Origin of the sequence: Niabella soli DSM 19437 (assembly GCF_000243115.2) — a bacterium.
GTDB classification, from domain to species: Bacteria; Bacteroidota; Bacteroidia; order Chitinophagales; family Chitinophagaceae; genus Niabella; species Niabella soli.
This window is the reverse complement of sequence record NZ_CP007035.1, coordinates 186544-205407: the sequence shown is the minus strand read 5'-3', so window position 1 is coordinate 205407 and position 18864 is coordinate 186544. Positions and strand designations below refer to the sequence as shown.

10 protein-coding genes are annotated in these 18864 nt (G+C 45.9%); 7 read left to right on the top strand and 3 right to left on the bottom strand.

Annotated features, from left to right (window positions below; translation table 11 throughout):
- Nucleotides 1-158 precede the first annotated feature (158 nt).
- A complete protein-coding gene (locus NIASO_RS00810) occupies nt 159-650 on the bottom strand; it encodes a phosphoribosyltransferase family protein (RefSeq protein ID WP_008581865.1) in 492 nt (163 codons plus the stop codon).
- A gap of 67 nt (nt 651-717) precedes the next feature.
- On the opposite strand from NIASO_RS00810, the gene NIASO_RS00805 reads away from it, so the two are divergent.
- Entirely contained in the window at nt 718-2034 is a 1317-nt protein-coding gene (locus NIASO_RS00805) for a (Fe-S)-binding protein (RefSeq protein ID WP_025298584.1), read from the top strand.
- A gap of 190 nt (nt 2035-2224) precedes the next feature.
- Here NIASO_RS00805 and NIASO_RS00800 read toward each other — a convergent pair whose 3' ends face one another.
- Entirely contained in the window at nt 2225-2920 is a 696-nt protein-coding gene (locus NIASO_RS00800; RefSeq protein WP_008581870.1) for a LysE family translocator, read from the bottom strand.
- Between the two features lie 10 nt (nt 2921-2930).
- A complete protein-coding gene (locus tag NIASO_RS00795; protein ID WP_008581872.1) occupies nt 2931-3587 on the bottom strand; it encodes a protein-L-isoaspartate(D-aspartate) O-methyltransferase in 657 nt (218 codons plus the stop codon).
- 237 nt (nt 3588-3824) lie between these two features.
- Here NIASO_RS00795 and NIASO_RS00790 point away from each other — a divergent pair, with 237 nt between their 5' ends.
- The 6 genes from NIASO_RS00790 (at nt 3825) to NIASO_RS00755 (ending at nt 18863) form a co-directional block, all read left to right on the top strand.
- Nucleotides 3825-9971: an alpha-2-macroglobulin family protein gene (locus tag NIASO_RS00790; protein WP_008581874.1), complete on the top strand. Its 6147-nt coding sequence runs from the start codon at nt 3825-3827 to the stop codon at nt 9969-9971.
- Between the two features lie 819 nt (nt 9972-10790).
- On the top strand, nt 10791-11180 hold the full coding sequence (gene gloA2, locus NIASO_RS00775) for an SMU1112c/YaeR family gloxylase I-like metalloprotein (protein ID WP_008581878.1): 390 nt from the start codon (nt 10791-10793) through the stop codon (nt 11178-11180).
- A 715-nt stretch (nt 11181-11895) separates the two neighbouring features.
- Nucleotides 11896-12492 carry a TetR/AcrR family transcriptional regulator gene (locus NIASO_RS00770; protein WP_008581879.1) on the top strand — a complete coding sequence of 199 codons (597 nt, stop codon included), beginning with the start codon at nt 11896-11898 and terminating at the stop codon, nt 12490-12492.
- 217 nt (nt 12493-12709) lie between these two features.
- On the top strand, nt 12710-13885 hold the full coding sequence (locus NIASO_RS00765; protein ID WP_008581881.1) for an efflux RND transporter periplasmic adaptor subunit: 1176 nt from the start codon (nt 12710-12712) through the stop codon (nt 13883-13885).
- A 187-nt stretch (nt 13886-14072) separates the two neighbouring features.
- Entirely contained in the window at nt 14073-17237 is a 3165-nt protein-coding gene (locus NIASO_RS00760; RefSeq protein WP_008581882.1) for an efflux RND transporter permease subunit, read from the top strand.
- A 195-nt stretch (nt 17238-17432) separates the two neighbouring features.
- Complete coding sequence (locus tag NIASO_RS00755) at nt 17433-18863, top strand: efflux transporter outer membrane subunit (RefSeq protein ID WP_008581884.1); 1431 nt, start codon at nt 17433-17435, stop codon at nt 18861-18863.
- Nucleotide 18864: the final 1 nt, after the last annotated feature.

Genomic DNA, 18864 nt, shown 5'->3' with positions numbered 1-18864 from the left:
TTATTGGCGCAGATATTTTGATATTGGATGCTGGATGCTTGATATCCAATATCCAGAATCTAGTATCGAGTATCTTTTAATAACTATTCAAGCTATACCGGATCGTATTTTCCTGCATTACGCATTGAGCATTATGCGTTCGGTATTTAGCATTCCGCCTATCTCAAATACGCCCCCACCACCTTATCGCCCTCAATCTCCACATAAATATGATCCTGGAGCGTGGTAGCCAGGGAGGTGCCGCGGTAATCCGGGGTGATCGGAAAGAGCGTATGCGTCCGTTCTACTAAAACAAGTGTTTGTATTTTTTTAGGGTGGTAATTCAAAAAAGGTTTTAACGCGTATAAAAGTGTTTTGCCGCTGTTGGTTACATCATCGATAACAACCACAACCTTGCCATCAAAATTTAGTTCCTTGCTAAGTGTTACAGCTTCCGGTCTTTTCTTATCCAGTTTAAGCGTAACCAGTTCTGTTTTAATAGTGCTATTCCCTTTCATCCGTTGCTGAATATTTTTGGCCAGCACCACGCCGCTTTCCTCGATCCCTACCAGGATCAGCTCTTTTTCATATAAATTATTTTCAATTAATTCAAGTGCCAGGCGCTGCATTTTCTTCTCCACTGCATCGGCATTTAAAATATATTTTTTCACGAATTGTTTATTTATAGAAGTTACTTGTAAAGGATGGCGTAAATTAGCACTTTGTAACTGAATGCACATGCAAATTGCTCAACAAATTTTATTTATACTGCTATTCATAGCTGCCGTTGTACTTTTTTCAAAAAAGATAAAGCAGATCCGTCGCAATATTAACCTGGGCAGAGACGAGGTGATTAGTGACCATCCCAACCAACGCTGGAGAAATGTACTACTGCTTGCATTTGGTCAAAAAAAGATGTTCCGCAACCCGCTGGTAGGTTTTTTGCACTTTTTTGTATATGCCGGGTTTGTGATTATCAATATTGAAATACTGGAGATCATCCTGGATGGGATAGTGGGCACGCACCGCCTTTTTGCCGGAGTGCTGGGCGGCTTATATGATTTTTTGATCAATTCGTTTGAAGTGCTGGCGCTGCTGGTACTCTCCTTTTGTGCCGTTTTCCTGATCCGGAGAAATATTTTAAAGATCCGCCGTTTCATGAGTAAAGATCTGAACGGCTGGCCCAGGAGCGACGCCAACTATATCCTGATCACGGAGATCCTTCTGATGGCTTTATTCCTGACCATGAATGCCAGCGATACGTTGCTACAGGCGCGCGGCGTTGCCCATTATGCGGTGCATCCTACAGGTAACTTTATTATTTCCGAACATTTACAACCTTTGCTAAGCGGGTTTTCAGACAGCACGCTGGAAGAAATTGAACGCGGTTGTTGGTGGTTGCATATCGCCGGCATCCTGGCGTTTCTCAATTACCTGCCTTATTCCAAGCACCTCCATATTTTGTTGGCCTTCCCCAATGCGTATTATGCCCGGTTGGAGCCTATGGGCGAAATGGAAAATATGCCTTCGGTACAAAATGAAGTACTGTACGCTATGCAGCCGGAACTGGCACCCACTGATGCGGCTCCCCCAGCTAAATTTGGCGCTAAAGATGTGATGGACCTGAGCTGGAAAAATTTATTAGATGCTTATAGCTGCACTGAATGCGGCCGTTGTAGCGCTGCCTGCCCCGCCAACAGCACCGGAAAATTATTATCCCCCCGGAAGATCATGATGGATACCCGTGACCGCGTTGCGGAAGTGGGGAAAAATATTGATAAAACCGGGGAATGGAAAGACGATGGCAAAAGCTTATTGCACGATTATATTTCTGTAGAAGAGCTGCGCGCCTGCACCACCTGTAATGCCTGCGTGCAGGAATGCCCGGTAAGCATTAACCCCCTTGATATTATTCTGCAGTTGCGACGTTATTTAATAATGGAAGAAAGCAGCGCCCCGCAAGAATGGAATGCTATGTTCAGCAATGTAGAAACCAATTTTGCTCCCTGGAAATTCAGTCCGGACGACCGGGACGCGTGGACGCAAGGCGGATGATGTTACAGGTTACAAGTTTCAGGTTCCAGGGTTCAGGTTTGAATCATTTGAATAATATGGCTACGAGGGTTCTAAGAGGGTTCTTGATCAGCCATCAGATTTAAGTTGTCAGTTATCTTTTGTAATGCTGTGCTCTGCTATGAACTATGGACTATCGACCATGAACTATTTCTGCGTTTTGCATTAGGCATTATGCGTTCGGCATTCCCTCCTCCGTCTCATGTAACTTCGCCCCAATATCCTTCTTCTTCACAAACATGCGCCAGCATTGGATCAGCGCAGTAATTACAAATACCCCGCCGATAACGTAATTCATTAAGGACTGGTTATTCTGAATCTTACTGGCGATCAGCCGGCCTCCAAAAATAAAAACACAGTTGCCCAGCATGGTTCCCAGGCCAATACCAATGATATAAGTATTATAATAAGCAGCCTGTGGTTTCAACACATTTTTGGTAAACAGCACTGTGCTCCATCCAAACCAAAAAGGAATCTGCACAGGATTTAGCGCGCTCATACTCAATCCCAGGATATAAGACGGCAGGTTATTGTTTAAAATAACATTCCTGCCCTGCTGCGGGTGCATCGCCGCATACAGGCTTGAAACCGCCAGTGCCACAATGATCAGCAAGGTCAGCCATTCCAGCATGCGGAATATTTTTTCCTGCTTGCGCACCCAGTCCATCGCTACTAACGACAGGCGTACATAGATCATTTCGGCCGTGAGCGCTCCCAAAGAAAACAGCAGCGCATTTTCTACCGACTGATTGATTGCGATCTGCATGGCTGCAATGTTTAAGGTTCCCAGGGGCAGACAGCCCAGGAAGCTGATCACCATTCCGGTAATAAACACGCGCACCCACCCTTTAGCAATACTTTCCGTCACTGCTTTTCATTTAGTTTTTACCCGCCAGCATGGGCACAAAAGAGAAATTATCAAACAATTCTTCCTGCATTTTCCCGTCTGCCTGTTTGGTTAAGCGCATCATTTGCTGCACATTCCCTGTTCCCACTGGGATCACCATCATCCCTCCCGGCTTTAATTGTTCTATCAGTTTTTGCGGGATTTCCGGCGCTGCGGCTGTAATCAACACCCTATCGAACGGCGCATAAGTAGGCAGGCCCTGGTAGCCATCGCCATAAAAAAATTTTATAAAAGGAAACTGTTTCAGGTAGGCAAATCCTTTATTCTCCTCAAACAGCATTTTTTGCCGTTCTATCGTAAATAATTTCACACCCATTTTTGCCAGCACCACCGCCTGGTAAGCACTTCCCGTACCGATCTCCAATACTTTCATCCCCGGCGTCAGTTCCAGTAATTGTGTCTGGTAAGCAACTGTGTAGGGTTGCGATATAGTTTGCCCCTCACCTATCGGAAAAGCCCGGTCTTCGTAAGCCACATCATCAAATGCGGAATCCAGAAAAAAATGACGCGGAATAGCATTCATCGTCTCCAACACCGTTTCATCCGTAATCCCTTTTCCCTTTACTACCTCCACCAGCTTTTTCCTTAATCCCTTGTGCCGGTATGTATCTTCTAACGTCCTTCTCATACCCGGCAAATGTAAACGATTTCTGTTGAGATTTGAGCTGCCAGTATTCAGTTATTAGCCATTAGTTGTCAGTTTATGCCCGAAACCAGAAACCCGCAACCTGGAACTTGAAACCATTTCATATTTTATATTTTTCATTCCGCCAGTACGGGCTCCCTATCCAGCTTCGCAGGTGTCGGGATGACGCTCGTTTTATGTAATTTTACACCTTACTGCATCTCTTAATAAACTCTATTTATGAAGCTCCCGGGAATTCATCTCCTTTTTTTAATGGCTATCCTGTTTACCTGTATGAAAAGTAACGCTCAATCTGTAAAAAACTATGAAGCCGACTGGAAGGTGGTAATGGATACGATTGAAAAAGGGCAGAACCGGTCTGCCACGGCAATTGTAAAAAAGATTTATGCAAAGGCAAAAGCAGATCGCCAAGAGGCGCAGGTAATAAAAGCCCTGCTCTATATGAATTACCTACAGGAATCGAATAATGAGAACAGTGAACTAAAGGGCATTAGCTCCATAGAAACGGAAATAAAAGAAAGTAGCGAAGTGGTTACGGCTTTATTAAAAAGCTACCAGGCGTCCATCTATCAGCAATACTTTAATTGGAACCGTCACAAATTTTATAACCGGACTAACACGGTAAACTTCGAAAAGACTGACCCCGAAACCTGGACAGCGGATGATTTTACAAAGGTGATCAGCAACCTGTACCTGGAATCAGTAGCGCCTGAAAAACTATTACAGCAAACAAGATTAGAGCCATATGATGCATTGATCACAAAGGGGAATGTACGCAACCTGCGCCCCACCCTTTATGATCTGCTCGCATTCCGGGCATTGGATTATTTTAAGAATCCGGAACGGACCATAACCCAGCCCGCTTATAAATTTGAGATCGACCAGCCCGATGCCTTTGCACCCGCTGCAACCTTTGCAAATAGTGTTTTTCAGACCAGGGATAGCCTTTCGCTCAGTTTTAGAGCGCTGCAATTGTATCAAAAACTGATCCGGTTGCATCTGAAAGACAAAAGCCCTGAAGCGCTTATTGACGCGGATATCAGCAGACTGGAATTTATGCACCAGCAGGCCGTTAGTCCGGACAAAGACGCCCTCTATTATGCAGGACTCGAAAAAATAGTTCAAAAATATGGGCAGCTTCCGGCGATGGACCAGGCCCGGTTCCTGATGGCGCAATGGCAGTACGAACAATCCAATCTCCCTGGCAATAAACAAAATCCGGATGACAAGCACATCATTACCGCCACTATAATTCTTGAAAAAATTACAAACCAAAGGAACAGCAATGAAGGAAGTGTCAATGCCCGAAATTTATTGCAAGAAATACGCGAGCCTGAGTCTAGCTTTCATCTGGAAAAAGTAAACCTTCCCGATCAGCCTTTTCGGATATTGGTCACCTATAAAAACACCCCAACAATCTTTCTGCGCATTATACCTGCCACATCTGAATTAAAAGCAGCTGTGGCCGACCGTGACGGAAAAGAAAAATACTGGAAACTGTTCACAAAAGCAGCCCCTATCCGATCTTGGGAGCAAGCATTGCCAGCGGCTAATGATTACCGGGAGCATCGCGCGGAGATTAAAGCTGATGGATTACCCAATGGCGAGTATTACATCATTACTTCCCTGAATAAGGATTTTGATTCCAGCAAAAATATCCTCGCTTTACAGTTAACCTATATTTCAAACATAAGTTATGTAAATAATAAAACCGATTTTTTTGTTTTAAACAGAAATACCGGACAACCATTGAATAATGCTACAGTTACCATTTGGAAAAAAGATTATGATTACAAAACAAGAAGTTATCTTAACAAAAAAATAAGTACGGCTTCAACCGATCAAAACGGGTATTTTACATTTTCAGGAACCACAGATAACAATAACATCAAAAGCGGAAATAATTATCTTCTCGATATTATGTATCAAAAAGAACGCTTTTTTATGGATGACAACAATTATGGTTACTATTACAATAATTACTCAGCCCCTGCGCAAAAGAAAAACACCAAAATATTCTTCTTTACTGACAAAAGTCTTTACCGGCCCGGCCAAACGGTTTACTTTAAAGGCATTGCCGTTAATACCGATCCGGCTAAAAAGAATTCATCCGTTTTGGCCAGATACAAAACCATGGTAACCCTCTATGACGCCAATCACCAAAAAGTAGCTGACCTGCCCGTGACCAGCAATGCGTTCGGATCCTTCAGCGGCAGTTTTCATTTGCCGGAGGGAGGATTAAACGGCGGTTTTAGCATCGCCACCACCGAAGGAAGCAGTTCTTTCAGAGTGGAAGAATATAAGCGTCCCAAATTTTTCGTAGACTTTGAAAAGATGAAGGGCACTTATAAACTGAATGACAGCATTACGGTTAAGGGGCTTGCCAAAGCCTACGCGGGAAATGATCTGGATGGAGCCACCGTAAAATACCGCGTAGTACGCCAGGCACGCTTTCCCTACCCCTGGATCTTTAGGGGTTATTGGTGGCTAATGAATCGAGAGCAAATGGAAATAGCCCACGGTACAGCCACTACAAATGCTGATGGCAAATTTATTATTCGTTTCGATGCTATTCCCGACCGGAGTATTGATCCAAAAATGGAACCGGTATTTGACTACCAGGTGTACACGGATGTAACCGACATCAATGGCGAAGTAAGAAGTGGTGAACAATCCGTTTCTGTTGGATATAAATCGCTTTTGATAACTGCCGAGATCCCGCAACGCATCCCTATCGAAGCCACAACCAACCTGCACATCAGCACGCAGAATATGGCCGGTACATTTGAGCAAGCAACGATCAATGTGACACTTACCAAACTGAAGCCCGAACAGCGTTTGCTGCGGAAGCGTTATTGGGAGCAGCCCGATCAGTTTACAATGACTAAAGAAGAATACATTAAAAATTTTCCCAATGATATTTACAAAGATGAGGATCAATTCGCCAGTTGGGCCAAAACACAAACCCAGCTTATACAAAAAGCAACTACGGATTCAACCGGGAGGGTTGAAGTAAAACAAGCTATCCCCGAAACGGGGGTTTATGCCATTGAAATTACGGCGAAAGACAAAGACGGAAAAGAAGTAAAGGATATCCACTATGCGGAGTTCTATGAATCGAAACAAAAACAAAAAGCTTACCCGCAATACCTGTGGGCCAGCATACCAAAGCCCATTGAGCCAGGAGAAAAAACAACTATTGAGATTGGCAGCACTGCGCCAGATGTATTCCTGGTACAGGGGCTGACAAAAGACAAAACACAGTACACATTCTCCGCACTCAACAATACTACCCGCAATTTTGAATTTGGCGCCACCGGGGCCGACCGGGGCGGTTATGTGGTGAATTATATGTTTGTGAAAAACAACCGGGTATTTACCATCAATCAAACCATTGCAGTACCCTGGACTAACAAAGAGCTGAAAGTTGAATACGGCACCTTCCGCGATAAGACACTGCCGGGCGCGGAGGAAAAATGGAGTGTCACCATCAGGGGTTATAAAGGTGAAAAAGTAGCGGCAGAACTGCTTGCCAGTATGTACGATGCTTCGCTGGATCAATTCTACCCACATCAATGGAGGATTCCAGGCCTATGGCCCAACCGCTACAATTATAATAATTGGAGCTCAGGGAGCAATTTTTCAATTACGCGTGCTCATACAAGTTCAACCCTACATTCAGAATACAAAAATTTTGACAAACGTTATGACGAATTAGTTTCCCAAAATCCATTTATCAGGCGGGCAATTTTATACGGTGCAGTCGCAAGCCTGCCTTTGGAAGGGAAAGCAGCGGGGATACAACTGAGAGACAACTCTTCAGTGAACGAAGTTGTGGTAGTGGGATATGGTACTCAAAACAAGAGGGCGATTACCGGCGCTGTAACTTCCCTGGGGATGGCAGTTCCCACTCTGGCAATGGATGCAATGGAAGCTAATACGGATATTCCGTCAAACATTGCTGCACCAACAGCAATACAGCCCCGAAAGAACTTTAATGAAACCGCTTTCTTCCTGCCCAACCTTACCACGGACAAAGACGGAACCATTCGCTTCTCTTTCACAATGCCTGAAGCCCTTACCCGCTGGAAGTTCCAGGCCTTGGCACATACTAAAGAACTGGCATTTGGTTATACTTCAAAGGAGATCGTCACCCAAAAAGAACTGATGGTGCAACCCAATGCACCACGCTTTTTGAGAGAAGGTGATAAAATGGAATTCAGCAGCAAAGTGGTTAATCTTTCCTCCAAAGAAATAACGGGCATCGCCACCCTGCAATTATTTGATGCCGCTACCAATGAGCCCATCGATGGCTGGTTTAAAAATGTGATCCCACAACAATATTTTACCATCGCCGCAGGTCAGAGCCAGCAAGTACAGTTTCCCATTGAAGTGCCTTACCAATTCAGTAAAGCCATTACCTGGCGCATCACCGCAACGGTTCCAAACGAAAAAGCAAATACCGTTGCATTAAGTGATGGCGAAGAAAATATGTTGCCCGTATTAACCAACCGGATGCTGGTTACCGAATCTCTACCTCTTGCAATGCGTGGCAATGGTTCCAAAAAATTCACCTTTGATAAATTATTGAAAAGCGGACAAAGTGAAACCCTCACCAACCAGTCGCTGACAGTTGAATATACTTCCAACCCGGCATGGTATGCGGTGCAGGCGCTGCCTTATATGATGGAGTATCCGTATGAATGCGCGGAACAAACCTGGAACCGTTATTATGCCAATTCCCTGGCCACATTGATCGCCAACAGTTCGCCGAAAATAAAACAGGTATTCGATACCTGGAAAACGCAGGACACCGCAGCATTACTTAGTAATCTTCAAAAGAATCAGGAACTGAAATCTGTTTTACTAGAAGAAACGCCCTGGGTATTGCAGGCTAAAACAGAGGCTCAGCAAAAGAAAAACCTCGCTCTTTTGTTTGACCTGATGCGCATGAGCGGCGAATTGAACAGAGCGTACGAAAAACTAAGTCAGCTCCAAAGCCCGAACGGCGGTTTTGTCTGGTTCAAAGGCGGCAGGGATGATCAGTACATGACCCAATATATTATAACAGGCATCGGACATTTAAAAAAATTAAATGCCATTGAACCTTCGCAAATACAAAAATCAAATACGATCGTAAACAAAGCCCTTCCCTACCTGGATGCCCGGATCAAAGACACTTACGACGACCTGATAAAAAATAAAATTGATTTAAACGGGTACATTCCCTCCTACTATGTGATCCAATACTTGTACATGCGCAGTTTCTTCAGCAATAATAAAATTGCAGCGAATGCTCAAAAAGCTGTCGGCTATTTTATGGAGCGCGCGGCGAAAACATGGGTAAAAACCAACAAGTATATGCAGGGTATGGCGGCGCTGGCACTGTATCGTAGCGGCGACAAAAGCACTGCTGGCAACATTCTGAAATCATTGAAAGAAACATCCGTCAACAATGAAGAACTGGGCAGCTATTATAAAGACACCTACAGAAGCTGGTGGTGGTACGAAGCACCCATTGAACGCCAATCGCTGATCATAGAAGCCTTTGAAGAAATAGCCGCCGATCATAAAACAGCAGACGACCTGCGCACCTGGTTACTTAAAAACAAACAAACCAATAACTGGGAAAGCACGAAAGCAACCGCTGAAGCCTGTTATGCGCTGTTATTGCAAGGCACCCTGTGGTTAACGGTAACGCCCGATGTAACTATTGATCTGGGCGGATTAAAAGTAACCTCTCAACTGGAAAAAACGGAAGCTGGAACCGGTTATATGAAAAAAACAATTCCGGGCGAAAAAGTGCGGCCATCCATGGGCAATGTAACCGTAACGGTTGATCAACCCAGCGCTGGCCCTAAACAAAGCAACACATTACCCACCTGGGGAAGTCTGTACTGGCAGTACTTTGAGGACCTCGACAAAATAACAACAGCGGAAACGCCTTTAAAACTCAGTAAAAAATTATTCATTGAAACCAATAGTGACCGGGGGCCGGTGCTGACGCCGGTTGCAGAAGGAAACCCCATTAAAGTGGGCGACAAAATAAAAGTGCGGGTGGAGCTGCGGGTAGATCGGGATATGGAATATGTGCACATGAAAGACATGCGCGCCAGCAGTTTTGAGCCGGTTAATGTATTAAGCTCCTACAAATGGCAGGGGGGACTGGGCTATTATGAATCCACCAAAGATGCCAGCACTAATTTCTTTTTTAGTTATTTACCCAAAGGCACGTATGTATTTGAATACACATTGTTTGCAACCCTTGCAGGTAATTTCAGCAATGGCATTACTACTATTCAATGTATGTATGCGCCGGAGTTTACCGCGCATAGTGAGGGCGTAAGGGTTACAGTGACGAAATAGTATTTTGCTTATGCATTAAGTTTTTTATGGCCTGCAGAATCCGTATCCCGATGGTCATCCTATCGTGTGGACACATTTCAAATAGTTTATAAATAGAGTAAGACCTGTGGGTGAGATCTATAGATGTGTACTCTTTCCAATAATCATCGAAAAAGATGAATAGAGTGTTGTCTAATTGCATATTTCCCACTTTTATTCCCGATCAATCGGGAATAAAAAAGTGGAGCAAAAAATCTTTTTCGCCGGTAGGTGAATTCCGCCGCCTGTTTCGTGGCCGGGCTGCGGCGGAACCCCTTCTAAGCAGCATCCATTCGGAACAAACAACTGTTTTTCATCAGCGGTATTTCTTTTACTTAATTGCAACTCCGGGAATCAACGGATCCTGGGCGCCTATTTTTTACCCAACGGATGTTTGTATTCAGAAAAATCAAGCAGGGAAAAAATCAGCGCAGGGAAGGCTGATCGACAATCAGGTAACCGGAGTTTCGACCTTGCCTCCTCAACAAGGCCTTGTTGCCACTTTTCGTAATGTATGTTCGCGTGCGTGGCCGGTCAAACGGCCGGAGGCGTTCGTTTGACCCTGCCCTTTTTGCGCTACTTTTTGGGTGCCCAAAAAGTAGAAAAATATAAAAAGTAATATTTTGTGTCCACACAACTAGATCGGTATCTGGACCGCCAATGGCGAAGCGCAGATCATACTTCCTTCTTCTGCGAAAATCTGCGGGAGACCCATTTCGAATAGGCTAAACAATAAGCTAACACTATTCTATAAGAAAAGAGGTATAATTGCAATTATATAAGTCATACAAGAACAATTATATGTTGAATTTAAAAAAGCTTCATCACATCGCTATTATTTGCAGCGATTATGAGCGGTCGAAAAAGTTTTATATAGAAGTACTGGGATTTACAATTGTGCAAGAAGTATACCGGGAGGAACGCGCCTCCTATAAACTGGACCTGGCGTTAAATGATCAATATCTTATAGAACTATTCTCCTTCCCTGATCCGCCGCCACGCCCCACAAGGCCCGAAGCCACCGGCCTGCGCCACATTGCATTTGAAGTAACGGACGTAGCCGCAGCCATTCAGCAACTACAGGCAAAAAACATAACGGTAGAACCTTTTCGCGTTGACGAATACACAGGAAAAAAATTCACCTTCTTTGCTGACCCCGACGGGCTGCCTATTGAGCTTTATGAAATATAGTGTTGCACGCGATCTGATAAACGATGAAACGTATTTTGCCATAACACGCGGACCTAATGATAAAAAGAATACCATTTGGGGGGCGATTTATAGGCCGAGCCGATGGCTCTCTGGTCTTACCAGACCTTAGGCTAACAAGGAACTGAAGTTCCTCGTTAACCCATTAAACCGAGGCTGCGCCTCTATAAAGTTCGCGGCCCCGGGGAATTCCGATCCCGCACAATGATATCCCTTCTGTCATAGAAAGCCATCGGCTTGTTCATCAGGTAAATCCGGAATTTATTCCGGATTGATTAGCCCGGTAGAGCATTGAGTGCCATCGGCACGATTCATTTGAGCTAGAAACAGGTCAATCTTTCAGAGAGAAAAAAAACATGCTGACACACAGTTGTCACCACCCCGTTTTAGCTTCGGCCTTCCAAATAAAACGGGCAGTGTTTTCACAATGAGATACTGTATAAATCAAACAATGTTTTTATTGGGTTTAGCTTTTTGATTTACTTTTTTGAACCGAAGCAGAAAAAACCAGGTTACCTTTTTCCGGGAATGGTATTAACCCCGCACATGTGCTCGTCAACAACTACAACACGTTAAGCGATGAATCACTAACGGTGCGGCAATAACAAACGTTTGGGCAACAAATTTTAAAAAAAATTTGGAAGTGGTTTCAAAACACCGTTAACTTTGCTAACACTGTTAGGTAAATTTATTTTTCATGAGTGTAGCAGAGCGCAAATTGAGAGAAAAGGAGCTGGTCCGTAAAAAGATCATCGATGCAGCGTTGCAGCTGGTAAAGAGTGAAGGCTGGGAAGCACTGTCCATACGGAAAATAGCGGATGCTATTGAATACAGCGCTCCGGTGATCTATGATCACTTTGCCAACAAAGAGGCCATTCTTTTTGAAATTTCGCAGGACGGTTTTAAACTGCTGCTGTCAAATATTCACAAAGCCATCTCAAAAAAAGCATCGCCGAAAGAGGAGCTGAAAGCGTTTGTAGAAACCTACTGGAAGTTCGCGCTCAAGAACCGGAGCTATTTCAAACTCATGTTTGGTGTGGGTATGCCCTGTTGCGGAGAAGGAAAAATGAAAACAGAATTTGGAGCCTTACAGGATATAATTTATGAAATCATAAAAAAAATAATCATCGAAAAGAAAACCAATATTGAATCTGCGTGTTATAAAACGCACGCATTCTGGTCGGCCATACATGGTTTTACTTCAATCATGATCGCAAGAAGCGCTGACGTTCCGCAAACAATGAACGTATCAGTGCTCGATCAAATGGTAGTGAACATTATTGAAAATCTTTAAGCCAAAAAAGACGACAATTCAAATAGTAATTATTTTCTAGTGCATTTCCCGATTGCAATCGGGACGGAATGACAACGGGCAATGGTCGCCATTCCGTAACACGCAGGAATTACACTTGCAAACAGGAGCACCAGCCCCGGCAACAACCTGGGCGCCATTCTCCGGTAGGTACACCGGCAGGACGAATATTTCTTTGACTCAAAAAACTACTCAACAGATGAAAGCAAACAACCATACCATTCACACAAGTATTATTATCCCTGCGCTTATTGCGCTTTCCATATCGATCCAAGGCTGCACCAACGGCGCAGCCAATTCAAGTCCGCAAAACCAGGCGCCCACCTTACCGGTAATGCAAACGCCTCTGTCGCCCGTTACCGTATACCAGGAATTTTCCGCTTCGCTGGAAGGTAAAGTAAACGTGGAAGTGCGGCCCCAGGTAGAAGGCTACCTTGACAAGATCTATGTTGACGAAGGCGCTTATGTTTCCCAGGGACAACCCCTTTTCCGGATCAACCCACAGTCCTACAATGAAGCGCTTAACAATGCCCGGGCCAGTTTATTAGCCGCGCAGGCAAATGTTCAGAAAGAACAGGTAGAGCTGGACCGGCTGAAACCGCTGGTAGACAACAACGTTGTTTCCGATGTGCAACTAAAAACAGCAAAAGCAAATTACAATGCAGCAACAGCGGCATTGGCACAGGCAAAAGCCCTGGTAGGTGGTGCACAGATCAATGTAGGCTATACACTGATCAAAGCGCCGGTGAGCGGTTATATCGGAAGCATTCCGTTTAAAACCGGTAGCCTGGTAGGCCGTGGGGAAACACAGCCGCTTACCGTGCTCAGCGAGGTGAACACGATGTACGCCTACTTCTCCATGAGTGAGCCCGACTTCATTGCCTTTAAGAATAAATACCCGGGCGAAACCATTGAGCAAAAGCTGAAGAACGTTCCTTCTGTTCAATTGCTGCTGGCCGACAATACCGTTTATCCGCAACAAGGAAAGATAGAGCTGGTTCAGGGGCAGTTTGATAAAACCGTTGGCGCCATTAATTTCCGCGCGGCCTTCCCCAACCCCAATAAAATATTAAGAAGCGGTAACACCGGTAAGATCCGCCTGCCGCAGCTCTTTAATGAAGTATTGGTGGTACCACAGGAAGCCACGTTTGAGATACAGGACAAAGTATTTGTATTTACAGTAGATAACAGTAACAAGGTAACCAGCAAACCCATTGCCGTTTCCGGTAAAACTTCTTATTATTATTTTGTAAACAAAGGACTTTCCGCAGGCGAAAAGATCGTGCTTTCCGGAACCGGTAATTTAAAGGACGGTGTACAGATACAGCCACAGGTGGTTTCAGCCGACAGCGTGTTAAAAGCCAATCCGATTTAAGAGAAGTTTATTTTCCCGCAGATCGCGCAGACAAGCGCTGATCGCAACACTGTTCTGCGAATAGCTGCGGGAAGGTAACAGCACTTATTTTCTTGCGGACAACAGGCCCTGACAAAGCAGCAACCCCTGCCGCCCGGGGACTTTTTATCCCAATTATTTACGCACAGCATACTTACAACTCTATATCATGCTAAAGAAATTTATACAACGACCCGTATTATCTACGGTTATTTCCATTATCCTGCTCTTGCTGGGTATCCTCTCCCTCTTCGCGCTTCCGGTTACCCTGTTCCCGGATATTGCACCGCCCAGCGTACAGGTTACTGCCACCTACCCCGGCGCCAATGGTGAGGTGGTAGCGCGCTCCGTGGCCACTCCGTTGGAGGAAGCCATCAACGGTGTGGAAAACATGACCTACATGACCTCCAACTCCAGCAACGACGGTACCATGACCCTGACCGTATTTTTCAAACAGGGCACCGATCCGGATATCGCTTCGGTAAACGTACAGAACCGCGTTTCCAAAGCCGTGAACCAGATCCCCCAGGAAGTAGTGCAGTCGGGCATTTCCACTCAAAAAGTGCAGAACAGTTTTATCATGTTTACCGGGCTTTACAGTGAAGACAGTACACAGTACGATGAACTGTTCCTGGAGAACTATTTAAAGATCAACGTGATTCCCCAGATACAGCGGATCCCCGGTGTGGCCCAGGCACAGGTATTTGGCGCTAAAGATTATTCCATGCGCGTATGGCTGAAACCGGATCGACTGGCAGCCAACAATCTTTCCCCGCAGGATGTACTCGCGGCCATCAGGGACCAAAGCCTTGAGGCTGCTCCCGGCCGGTTGGGGCAAAACAGCGATGAAGTTTTTGAATACGTGTTGAAGTATAAGGGTAAGCTAAACCAGCACGAAGATTATGAAAACATCGTGATAAAAGCAAACCCCAATGGTTCCGTATTAAAGCTGAAAGATGTTGCCCGTGTGGAGTTTGGTGCGTTTACTTATAACGCCAATAACCGCCTGAACGGGAAACCGGTTTCGGGATTCGCGATCTTACAAACCGCCGGATCCAATGCCAACGAGATCCTTACAGAAGTGGAGAAGCAACTGGGAGAACTGTATACCACCATGCCCAAAGGCATCAAACCCGTTACCATGTACAACTCCAAGGAGTTCCTGGATGCGTCCATTCACCAGGTAAGGGAAACATTGATCATCGCCTTTGTACTGGTATTTATTGTAGTATTTATTTTCCTGCAGGATTTTCGCTCTACATTGATACCCGCTATTGCAGTGCCGGTGGCCATTGTGGGCACCTTCTTCTTTCTCCAGTTGTTTGGCTTTACCATCAACCTGCTCACGCTGTTTGCATTAGTGCTGGCTATTGGTATTGTGGTGGATGATGCCATCGTGGTAGTGGAAGCCGTGCACGCAAAAATGGAACAGAAGGATATGCCGGTGCGCAAGGCCACGGTACAGTCCATGAATGAGATCTCCGGCGCCATCATTTCCATCACGCTGGTAATGGCCGCAGTATTTGTGCCTGTCGGATTTATGCAGGGGCCGGCCGGTGTGTTCTACCGCCAGTTTGCCTTTACACTGGCCATCGCCATCCTGATCTCTGCGGTGAACGCGTTAACACTAAGCCCCGCGCTTTGTGCGCTGTTCCTGAAGAATACACATCAGCCGGGGGAAAAAGGACATTCGCACGAAAAGAAAGGTTTTATGGGCCGCTTCTTTATGGCTTTTAATGCCGGATTCCGCACCCTTACCAATCGCTATATCGGCAGTCTGAAATTCCTGATCCGCCGGAAATGGGTAGCCATTAGTGGGTTGGTGCTTATTGCCGGGGTAAGTTACTGGCTGATCAAAAGAACACCCTCGGGATTTATTCCTACGGAAGACCAGGGTTTCGTATTGTATGCGGTAAACACGCCTCCGGGAAGTTCACTACATCGTACTCATAAAGCAACAGAGGCTATTGACCAGATAATTAAAAAAGAAGAATCCGTTGAAAATCTTTGGGTAGCCGATGGATTAAACTTTATCAGCAATGCCTCCGCTTCTCCTTATGCCGCAGGTTTCATCCGGCTAAAGGATGTAGACAAACGCGGTAAGCTGACGAACCCGGATGCCATCGCGGCAGCACTTACCGGCAAGGTAACTTCCGTAAAAGATGCCAATACCTTCTTCTTCAACTTCCCTACCGTACAGGGTTTTGGTAACGTGAGCGGGTTTGAGTTTATGTTGCAGGACCGCACCAATGGCCCGCTGGATAAACTGGGCAATACGGCTGGCGCTTTTATTGGCGCATTAATGAAACGAAAAGAGATCGCCTATGCCTTTACCACCTTTGCAGCCGGCAATCCGCAATATTCAATAGAAACCGATTATGTTAAAGCAAAACAGTTGGGCGTATCCGTAAGCGAGCTGATGCAGACCATGCAGATCTACTTTGGTAGTAGTTTTGTGTCCGACTTTAACCGCTTTGGTAAATACTACCGGGTAATGGCGCAGGCAGATATCCCCTATCGTAAAGATCAGTCTTCGCTGGACGGCATTTTTGTAAAAAATAACCTGGGCGAAATGGTGCCGGTTAAAACACTGGTTACGTTGAAGCGTGTATATGGTCCGGAAACCGTAACCCGCAACAACCTCTTTAATGCCGTTACCATTAACGGAGTGCCCAAACCGGGCTATAGTACAGGTGATGCTATCCGCGCTATTGAAGAAACGGCGAAGACGGCCCTGCCGAGAGGCTACTCTTATGAATGGACGGGCATTACCCGCGAAGAACGGAGCGCGGGCAGTCAGCAGGTGTACATCTTCCTGCTCAGCATCATCTTTGTATACTTCCTGTTGGCAGCGCAGTATGAAAGTTATGTGTTGCCCCTGGCGGTGATCCTTACCGTACCCGCCGGTATCATGGGTGTGTTTTTATTTATCGGCTTTGCCGGATTAGAAAACAATATTTATGTACAGATCGGGTTGATCATGCTCATCGGGCTATTGGCCAAGAACGCCATCCTTATTGTGGAGTACGCGGTACAGCGGCGAAGAAAAGGAATGAGCCTGGTGGCTTCCGCATTGGAAGCTTCAAGGCTGCGCCTGCGCCCGATCTTGATGACCTCTTTTGCATTTATTGTGGGGATGCTACCGCTGGTGTTTGCAAAAGGTGCCTCGGCTATTGGTAACCACTCCATTGGTTATAGTACCGTTGGCGGTATGTTGACCGGTGTGTTACTGGGCATCTTCATTATCCCGGTATTGTACATCATCTTCCAGTATTTGCAGGAAAAGATTGTAGCAAAAAGAGCGGAGGATGATGCCGATTGGGAATTGAGATAAGCTCGATGGGCGCAGCATGACGAAAGCATAATTACGAACGTCACCCTGACCGCAGCGGAGCGGAGCGGAAGGGTCTCACAGTTATCGAAGAGGTAGTTATTACAGAGATGCTTCGACTACTCCCGACTTTCGTCGGGATTCGCTCAGCATGACGACAGAAAATGAACGGCTTTATTAAAAAGGATCAAATCAACTATGAACTATTTAAATATGAAAAAAAGATATTCCCTGCTGCTGCCGGTGATCGTAATAGCGATTACGGCCGCATCCTGTAAAGTAGGACAGGCTTATAAACGCCCGGAAGTGGCGCTGCCGCAGGAATTCCGCGCGGTTGCAACGGCCGACACCAGCAGCATTGCCGATGTGGAATGGAAACAATTTTTTACCGACCCTACCCTGCAAACGCTTATCGGCAAAGGGATCAGTTATAACTATGATCTGCAAATAGCGCTAAAGCGCGTGGCCGCTTCTGTACAAACATTAAAGCAGGCAAAGCTGTTGCAACTGCCACAGCTCAGCTTCAGTGTTACGGCGCAAACCACTAATCCGTCCAACAACAGTTTAAACGGGTTAAGCATCGGCAGCTTTATCGGCAAGCAACATGTGGAAGATTTTAATGCCGCTTTTAACCTTACCTGGGAGGCCGACATCTGGGGCAAGATCCGTCGCCAGCAGGAGGCCACCATGGCCGGTTACCTGCAAACCTACGAGGCTTCAAAAGCCGTGCAAACGCAGCTGGTGTCCAATATTGCGCAGGGTTATTATAACCTGCTGATGCTGGATGAGCAACTGAACATTGCAAAAAAGAACCTGGCAATAACCGACAGTACGCTCAACTTTACCCGCCTGCAACGCAATGCCGGTGAGGTTACCACGCTGGCCGTACAACAGGTGGAAGCGCAAAAGCAATCCACTGCCCTGCTCATTCCGCAGCTGGAACAAAATATTGCGGTGCAGGAAAATGCTTTAAGCATTTTAACCGGCAGTTTACCCGGACCGGTAGAGCGTGGCAAAGGGCTTTTTAATTCGGCAGTGCCGCAATGGTTAACACCCGGCATTCCCTCTGCAATACTCAGCAGGCGGCCGGATGTACGCGCTAAGGAAATGGAGCTGATCGCCGCCAATGCAAGGGCCGGTATTGCCCAGGCCAATATGTACCCCAGCCTGTCCATCACCGCGCAGGGCGGCCTAAACTCCTACCTGGCCAATAACTGGTTTAATATACCGGCATCCCTGTTTGGTACTTTGTTGGGTAGTGTTACCCAGCCCGTGTTTGAACAGCGCCGGTTAAAAACACAATTGGAAACGGCAAAGATCCAGCGGGAGCAATCGGTGCTGGAGTTCCGCCAGTCGGTACTCACTGCCATTGGCGAAGTATCGGACGCACTGGTAGCCACCGAAAAATTAAAAGAGCAAAAGACCATTGCCACCAGTCAGGCCGATACCTTAAAAGGGGCCATTAAAAATGCGCGGCTGTTGTTTAAAAGCGGCATGGCCAATTATATAGAGGTGCTCTCCGCGCAGGCCAATGTATTGCAGGCAGAGCTGAACCTCGCCAACATTCACCGTTTGCAGCTGAGTGCCGCGGTAGACCTCTATCGCTCTCTTGGCGGCGGATGGAAATAAA